7 protein-coding genes are annotated in these 7,111 nt (G+C 37.1%); 2 read left to right on the top strand and 5 right to left on the bottom strand.

Annotation, left to right across the window (positions count from 1 at the left end; all coding sequences use genetic code 11):
* Positions 1–373 precede the first annotated feature (373 nt).
* Together VJ937_RS05565 and VJ937_RS05560 are read left to right on the top strand one after the other, a co-directional pair.
* Positions 374–1,363 (top strand): D-alanine--D-alanine ligase, encoded by a 990-nt coding sequence (locus VJ937_RS05565; RefSeq protein WP_324065899.1) that lies wholly within the window; start codon positions 374–376, stop codon positions 1,361–1,363.
* A complete protein-coding gene (locus VJ937_RS05560) occupies positions 1,360–2,076 on the top strand; it encodes a DUF429 domain-containing protein (RefSeq protein ID WP_324065898.1) in 717 nt (238 codons plus the stop codon). The genes VJ937_RS05565 and VJ937_RS05560 overlap by 4 nt, the downstream gene beginning before the upstream one ends.
* A 31-nt stretch (positions 2,077–2,107) precedes the next feature.
* Here VJ937_RS05560 and VJ937_RS05555 read toward each other — a convergent pair whose 3' ends face one another.
* From VJ937_RS05555 to VJ937_RS05535, 5 genes are all read right to left on the bottom strand, one after another.
* Positions 2,108–3,415: a hypothetical protein gene (locus VJ937_RS05555; protein WP_324065897.1), complete on the bottom strand. Its 1,308-nt coding sequence runs from the start codon at positions 3,413–3,415 to the stop codon at positions 2,108–2,110.
* A gap of 200 nt (positions 3,416–3,615) precedes the next feature.
* Entirely contained in the window at positions 3,616–4,194 is a 579-nt protein-coding gene (locus VJ937_RS05550; RefSeq protein WP_057951965.1) for a hypothetical protein, read from the bottom strand.
* Positions 4,195–4,308: 114 nt separating this feature from the next.
* Positions 4,309–5,106: a DUF4384 domain-containing protein gene (locus VJ937_RS05545; RefSeq protein ID WP_324065896.1), complete on the bottom strand. Its 798-nt coding sequence runs from the start codon at positions 5,104–5,106 to the stop codon at positions 4,309–4,311.
* 168 nt (positions 5,107–5,274) lie between these two features.
* A complete protein-coding gene (locus VJ937_RS05540; RefSeq protein ID WP_057951963.1) occupies positions 5,275–5,547 on the bottom strand; it encodes a hypothetical protein in 273 nt (90 codons plus the stop codon).
* Positions 5,548–5,557: 10 nt separating this feature from the next.
* Positions 5,558–7,111 (bottom strand): hypothetical protein (locus VJ937_RS05535; RefSeq protein WP_324065895.1); only part of this gene is annotated, 1,554 nt, incomplete at its 5' end.

The following is a 7,111-nucleotide window of genomic DNA, read 5'->3' as shown; positions in this document are numbered from 1 at the left end:
TTGTAAGTTGAACGAATCCTCGATAGCGCAGCGTATCGGGATACAGGCCAGCTGTATTGAAAGAATTGAAAGTAAATCATCCTGCTTTTGTAATGTTTTTCAGAAGCGAAGCGCACTGAAAATTGTAAGTTGAACGAATCCACGATAGCGCAGCGTATCGGGATGCAGGCCAGCTGTAATAAAAGAATTGAAAGTAAATCATCCTGCTTTTGTAATGTTTTTCAGCAGCGAAGCGCACTGAAAATTGTAAGTTGAACGAATCCACGATAGTCCGGATAATTCTTCAAAAACTCATTTTATAAAAAACAAGACTTTTTACTGCGCAACCATGAAATATCTTTATTTTTGATGATTGAACACTAAATATTCGGGCATGAAAATCAACGTGGCACTTATTTCTGGAGGTTATTCCAAGGAGGATGTCGTCTCTTTTAACAGTGCAAAAGAGATTGCAAAAAGTATTGACAAGTCAAGGTTTAAAGTATACCAGGTTTTAATCAACCGGGAAAAATGGGTTTATATCGATAATCAGAACGTGGAATTTGAGGTAGATAAAAACGATTTTTCAGTAATTGTGCATGAGAATCGCCTGAAGTTCGATTTGGCTTTTATCACTATTCACGGAGCCCCGGGAGAAGACGGCCGGTTACAGAGTTATTTTGATATGATTGGGATGCCATACACAACCTGTGATGCATTTACATCTGCTTTAACATTTAATAAAGTTGCAACTAAACGTTACCTCCAGATGCTGGGTGTTCATACTGCGCCCTATATTTTCCTCAAAAAAGATGATAGATATGATGTAGAGCAGATAGTAGAAGATTTAGGGCTTCCACTGTTTGTTAAACCCAATGCCGGTGGTAGTAGCTTTGGTATTACAAAAGTAAAAGCAATTAGTGAACTAAAGAATGCTATAAATGCAGCCTTTGATGAGGATGGGGAAATACTCATAGAGTCTTTTATTGATGGAACAGAAGTAACCTGTGGTTTGATCAAAACAAGGGATAAGGCCTTGTTGCTTCCGGCAACTGAAATTGTAAGTAAAAATGAGTTTTTCGATTATGATGCAAAATACAATGGAGAAGCTGACGAAATAACACCTGCACGCATTACTAAAACTGAGATGAACGCTGTGCAGCAACTCTCTTCACAAATATACGACTGGTTGAGTTGCCACGGAATTGTGCGTATTGACTACCTCATGAAAGACGACAGGTTATACTTAATTGAAGTAAATACCGTGCCTGGTATGAGTGCTGCTAGCATCGTACCACAACAGGCAGAAGCTTATGGTATGACTACCACCGAGCTGTTTTCAATGGCCATGGACGATGCCATTCAAAGGGCTCAGGGGAAATGAAAGTTGTCGGAATAGACGGTTGTCCTGCTGGGTGGTTTGGCTTTTATATAGATGATGCGGATAATTATAATTTTGCTGTGCATGAATCGCTAAATAAATTAGTTTTGGCGCTACCCGCTGATTTGTATTTTATCGATATGCCCATTGGCCTTAATACTGTCAATTCGCAAAGGCAATGCGATATAGAACTCAGAAAACTTCTACCACGCGGACTTAAATCCTCGGTTTTTAGTCCTCCCGTAAAGGCAGCGCTTTATGCCAAAAGCTACCAGGAGGCTTGCGCATTGAATGCCAGTAAAACAGGTAAGAAGATATCTTTGCAAGCCTGGAATATCATGCCTAAAATTAAGGCGCTTGATCGCTTTTTAAAAACTAATCCCGGATATCGCGATATCTTTTTTGAGTCGCATCCTGAAACCACATTTTATCATTTGAACAGGGGTGTTCAATTGCATAGCAATAAACGAAATAAGACAGGCATAGCGGAACGAATACATTTATTAAAATGGCTTTGGCAGAAGTCAGAAGTTGTTTTTCACTCTATTATAGCAGATACATTGCGCAAACACCTTAAAGCAGATGACATTGTAGATGCTATGGTGCTTGCATTGGCTGCCAGGAAATTTTATCCGCAAAACTACTTGATTTTACCAGATCAGGAGTGCAATGATGTACGAGTTTATATACCACAAAAAAAGCTACCCCATGGCTGAGGTAGCTTCAATTCTATAGTCTTATGATATACTAAAAGTTAGTGGTAATATTGTGTTTGTATAATTTGTAGGTGTCTCTTTCACCTGATTCCTTGCCTTTGTAATATATCATGCCATTCACCATGGACTCTTTATTAGAGCTGTATTTATCAATTTCCAGTTCCTTGTCAAGCTCCAGCTTAAGTTCATGTTCTCCTTTCCCGCTAAATGTACGGTTAATGTTGTTGAATGAAATGGGAGCCAGGTTATCGTATTTTAGTACAATGCTTTCAATGGTGAAGGGACTTTCATATTTAGATGCAATATTGAAAGTAAATGTGATGTCTTTTGCTGCAGTGTCTGTAACGGTTTCCGCATTCACAAGTATGTCTGAGTGCATGTATATTTCCACTTTTTCGGCATTAATGTTAAAATGAAAGTCATGCTGCAAGCGGTTATGACGGATATTGTGCATTACACGAATGAGGTTATTGGGATCTTCGTAGCAATACTGTGGATCGTATTTGATTTTCCAGCCACTTTCGGTTGGTTGAACTGTTTTAATTGTTGCACACTGATTGGGATTTAGTACTCTTGGTTTTTTTGAGGCTTTAATAGTTTGATCTCCAACCCGCAGCGAGTATTCAATTAAGCCCAGCCTGTTTACTTCCGGGTGAATTGTGATGGACTTTAGTCTGGTGATTATACGGCTAACTCCGGTTGCTGCCTGATCTTTTCGCGGTCCCATGAAACGTTCCTGGAGCTGTTGCAGTTCTTTTATGGCACCTTCCATTCGTTCAACAGAATTCATTGTGGGGACTTCATTTAAAATGGAGTTGAGCTGCTCTGTTAGCTCTCTGTCCTTTTTCTCAAAGGCCATTACCAGTTTTTTGAGTTCTATTGAAGAGAATGGGTATTTTACATGATAATGAGCCGTTACTTTATCAGTACTTTTGTCTTTTACTTTTTCCCAATAAAACTCTTCAGCTTTATTTAGTGCAATTCCTTTAACGAAAGAGACATCAGTAGCCTGGGTTTTGGTTGTCGATTCATAGGTTTCAGCATAATTGCTGATATTATTTAACATTTCTTCTTTCCGGTCCATCTGGCTTTCGAATTGCACATTTTCAGCCACAGCGCGAATTATTTTTTCCTTTATCCTGAGCAGGGCATCTTGTTTGGCATCTTCAAGGGTTGTACCTGTTCCCACAATTATAATGTAGTTTTTTTCGAGACCATTTACCCAATCCGGAGCTCTACGTTCACTACTTTCGATAACTTTTTTGCCTTTTTGCGCCTGACCAGGAACAAATGCCAGAAATAGCATTGCAAATAGGAGGATATGTGTAATTTTTTTCATGAGACTAAGTTTTGGTAAATAATTATACAATTTACAAAAACCGATATTTGATACAAAAATACTTATTCTTTTTCTTAAATCGATTTAATCAAGCCACAGGAGTGGATTAGGAATTTTATTCTTTAAATATCGGATAAATACAAAAAAATCAGCATCCGTCGTACCGGAATACTGATTTTCTTGTTGACTTTATTTCACGTCTAGTTTTGTCTTTCTAGTTTATCCATTTCCTCGTCAAACTTTTCTTTAAACTTCATGCGGTCATATTTGAGCTGAAGTTTTTTGTCTTTCGAGATTTTTTCGTCAATACCATTGTAGATGTAGTCTTTTTTAACCTGAATGGCAAGGTATGTACGATAATTTCCATTATCAAGCTGTCCTGTTTTTTCACAGGTAACTGCCACCTCTACAAGTTTTTGGTTTACTACGTCACGCGCCATTTGCTCGAAACTTTGTTCAAACTCCATAGCATCACCAACGTCAATTTCGTTAGTATACTGTTCAGTAACAGACTTAATAGTAGAGTTGATAAGTCCGGCAAGACGAGTTTTGGCATTCATCATTGCTTTGTCTTTGGAAGTAGCCAGGTTACGGCTATCTCCATTACCTGCAGCACGGAAATATTCCGAATCAGAATACCCTTTTTCCTGGCAGGGTATGTCAACTTCCTGGAATCCAGAATCTGTTTTTGCTGTTTCCTTGGGGCCTCCGCAGCTCATAAATGTAACTACGGCGAACATCATTGTAACTGATAATAGTCCTGTCAATTTCATTTTCATAACTGAAAAATTTAATGATTACATGGTAAATTTGATAAATATATTCTTTTTAGACAAAATATTTTGGTGAATAGCTGTGTTAATGATATATTAAATTTCTTAATATGCTGTTTATTAATTTTTTATAACAGTAATCCCAAAACTCTTTACAACCCGTTTTTCAGGCGAAATACTGAATATCCAATCTAAAATGGGTTTATAAGCCACTTTTCCAGTAAAAGGAATTGCTTCCTTAAGCAACACAATAATTAACCGATGAGGTTCTTGTTTTAGTTTTGTCGAAAGCTCATAATCAATATATGGAACTGTCGGGAATGAATGCTCTTTGTGAGCTTTTAATAATTGTTGCTTTTCATATTGGTTTGGATATAGTTGATAAGATTCTTGTTCCCGGGCAATTAAAAATATTTGTGCGTAACAATCTTCGGTTGGTTTAATTTTGAAAGTGGCGGGAGAGGGACTGTTATAATAATTCTTAATTCCCTCTACCCAGGCATCGAAAGTACGATCCTCTTTTTTGTCGTATTTAATTACTTTTGCATCAGCTGTTATAGTGACTTTTAATGCGTAGTTGCTTTCATCGAACCGGGCAACAGTATCTTTTATAGTTACAGATTGCACAACTCCACTAATATTGGTAAAAACATCCGACATAAATATTTCTTCGTAATCCTGTGACGTTTCACTCCTGTAAAGATTCTGGTAAGTGTTTATTTGTTCGTGTATTCCGGCTTTGGTCAGGGCATTAAGCTTTGCGTTTTTTATGGCTTTTTCAATAATTTCTGCTGGAGCTGTATTTATGCCGCCAATGGCTTGCCCTTTAATGTTTTTTACAGATATTATGTTGTCGCTCTGAGCACTTACATTTATGGCCAGATATAAAAATACTGCTATGAATATTTTTGTTTTCATATATTAACCAATCTTGTTTAAAAGTAATATAAAATTCACATTTTAGGTACTTTTAGTAAGAATTTTTATTACCAGAAAAGGTAAAGATAGTGATTTGAGGTTAGGTTGTTTCATAGTTGGATTAAAAGACCAACTATGAAATAGGTAGAAATAAAAAAGATGTCTTTTTTAGACATCTTTTTTTCGGGTTCTGTATATTGAATATAAAAATAAACCTCCTGCCAGAAGCACTGCACCACCAGAGATTGGCACCGGATTACCACCACTGCCACCTCCGGGATCAGGTGGGCCTGCTCTTGTTCCCGACGTATTATTTTTTCCGAAATTATTCTTTTTAAATACTTTTTCTTTTTCCCGTTTGAATTGCGAATCACGCTGACCGTAAACTCCGGAAAAAGATAAAATAAAAAAGAATAGTAATATGTAAATTAATCTTCGCATTTTCGTTCTATCACTTGTTCATTAACGTTTTACGGTACAAAATTGTTTTGTCGGTTAAAATATTTACGACAAATATATTCGTTTTTTCCGGGATGGGAAATTGAAAACGTTCTTTACTTGTTAATTTCCTGTTAATTATCGTTCTGCCCATCATATCACTTACAATAATCCTTCCATTTTTTATTAGTCTTGAAGATTCAACGATAAGTTCATTTCCGGAAGTATAGGCATAAATATTTGCGTTTAACTCTGATATGCCTGTACCTGAATCAACATTTTTTGTAATAATTATTGAGAAGCGGTTGTCACTGTTATTCGTTCCTGAACCAATAAAACTATAATCCGACTCTTGTAGGTTTATCGTGTCAAGCATATTATGATCTACTAACAATATATCGATACTATCCGGCAATTGGTATACATCAGCTAATGATATCACAAGATTATCTTCATATGTGTTTTTTAATCCTATAGGTATTTCGTGGGTGAAAAATTCATCTTCCAGCATAGATGGACTAAGGGTATTGATAGCAAGTTGATCATTTCCGTTTGTTTTACTGTAAATTTGGGGTACATCAGTATTTGTAGAAAATAATTTGTGTCCATCCAAAGCATTATCAAATTCATCTGTTCCACCCGGGAAAAATACAATGTAGGCATTATCCTGGTGTTCGCCATTATCAATGTTGAGGGTAAATGAGGTTTTTTCGTTGTTTTTATCTTTTTTGTAATAACTGGTTCCGGATTTAACTCTTAGGCTATTTGTTAGAGTTAATGTAGCAGAAGAATTATCGGAAAATACGAAGAAACCCTGGCAAGGCTGGATATAATTAGCATTTGCATCTCCAGAACTGTTACTTGTGTTATAACTTATATAATTACTTTCGTCCCATTGATAAACAGTTCCGTTAATGCCCGTTTCGACAGAGTAAAGGTCCCAGTTTATTGGGCTTGGATATGGATTACCAATCAAATTCCATCCATAGGTTTCTTCTGTATCATCAGTATCAAAATTGGTTACACTTACACTTTGATTACCATTATTAAAATTTGAGCCTGAGAATTCAACATAACCATCTGGCGGAGATGATGATGATGATGGGTATCGAACACTGTATCCTTCCATAGTGCTTAGTGTGCTTGATGAGGTTAGGTAGTTCCAGGCGGCGTCTGGTTCACTCCATGTTTTTGCATAGTAGCCTGTAAATGGGGTTACTTCTGTACCATTTGTCGGATTGCCCATCAAGTGCCAGCTGCCATCATCGGTAATGCTTCTGTTGTATGTAGCACTGCCAGCAGATACAGAGCCTGTTCCATTTATTATTAGAGCACCCTGTCCGTTACCATCAGATTCAATTGTTATGGCTCCACTTACAGATAAGTCACCACTATTATTTACTGTAAGGTTACCTCCAGCTTCTATGGTCATGGAACCTATACTTACGGTAGATGATAATTCTGCATCGTTATTTGCCTCTGCATCAGCAATTATGACCTCCTGTGAGGAGTATGGAGTTTTTGATGTGCTCCAATTCGCATCGTCGGTCCATGATGCACTGTTAGA

Origin of the sequence: Salinivirga sp., from assembly GCF_035268865.1 — a bacterium.
Lineage (GTDB): Bacteria > Bacteroidota > Bacteroidia > Bacteroidales > Salinivirgaceae > Salinivirga.
The sequence above is the reverse complement of the archived record's forward strand: the minus strand, read 5'-3'. Positions and strand labels throughout refer to the sequence as shown.

What these genes read in the sequence shown, in the direction of transcription:
- VJ937_RS05560 (WP_324065898.1), top strand. Translation starts at nt 1,360, where the DNA reads ATGAAAGTTGTCGGAATAGACGGTTGTCCTGCTGGGTGGTTTGGCTTT.
- VJ937_RS05550 (WP_057951965.1), bottom strand. Translation starts at nt 4,194, where the DNA reads ATGAAAATGAAATTGACAGGACTATTATCAGTTACAATGATGTTCGCC.
- VJ937_RS05545 (WP_324065896.1), bottom strand. Translation starts at nt 5,106, where the DNA reads ATGAAAACAAAAATATTCATAGCAGTATTTTTATATCTGGCCATAAAT.
- VJ937_RS05555 (WP_324065897.1), bottom strand. Translation starts at nt 3,415, where the DNA reads ATGAAAAAAATTACACATATCCTCCTATTTGCAATGCTATTTCTGGCA.
- VJ937_RS05540 (WP_057951963.1), bottom strand. Translation starts at nt 5,547, where the DNA reads ATGCGAAGATTAATTTACATATTACTATTCTTTTTTATTTTATCTTTT.
- VJ937_RS05565 (WP_324065899.1), top strand. Translation starts at nt 374, where the DNA reads ATGAAAATCAACGTGGCACTTATTTCTGGAGGTTATTCCAAGGAGGAT.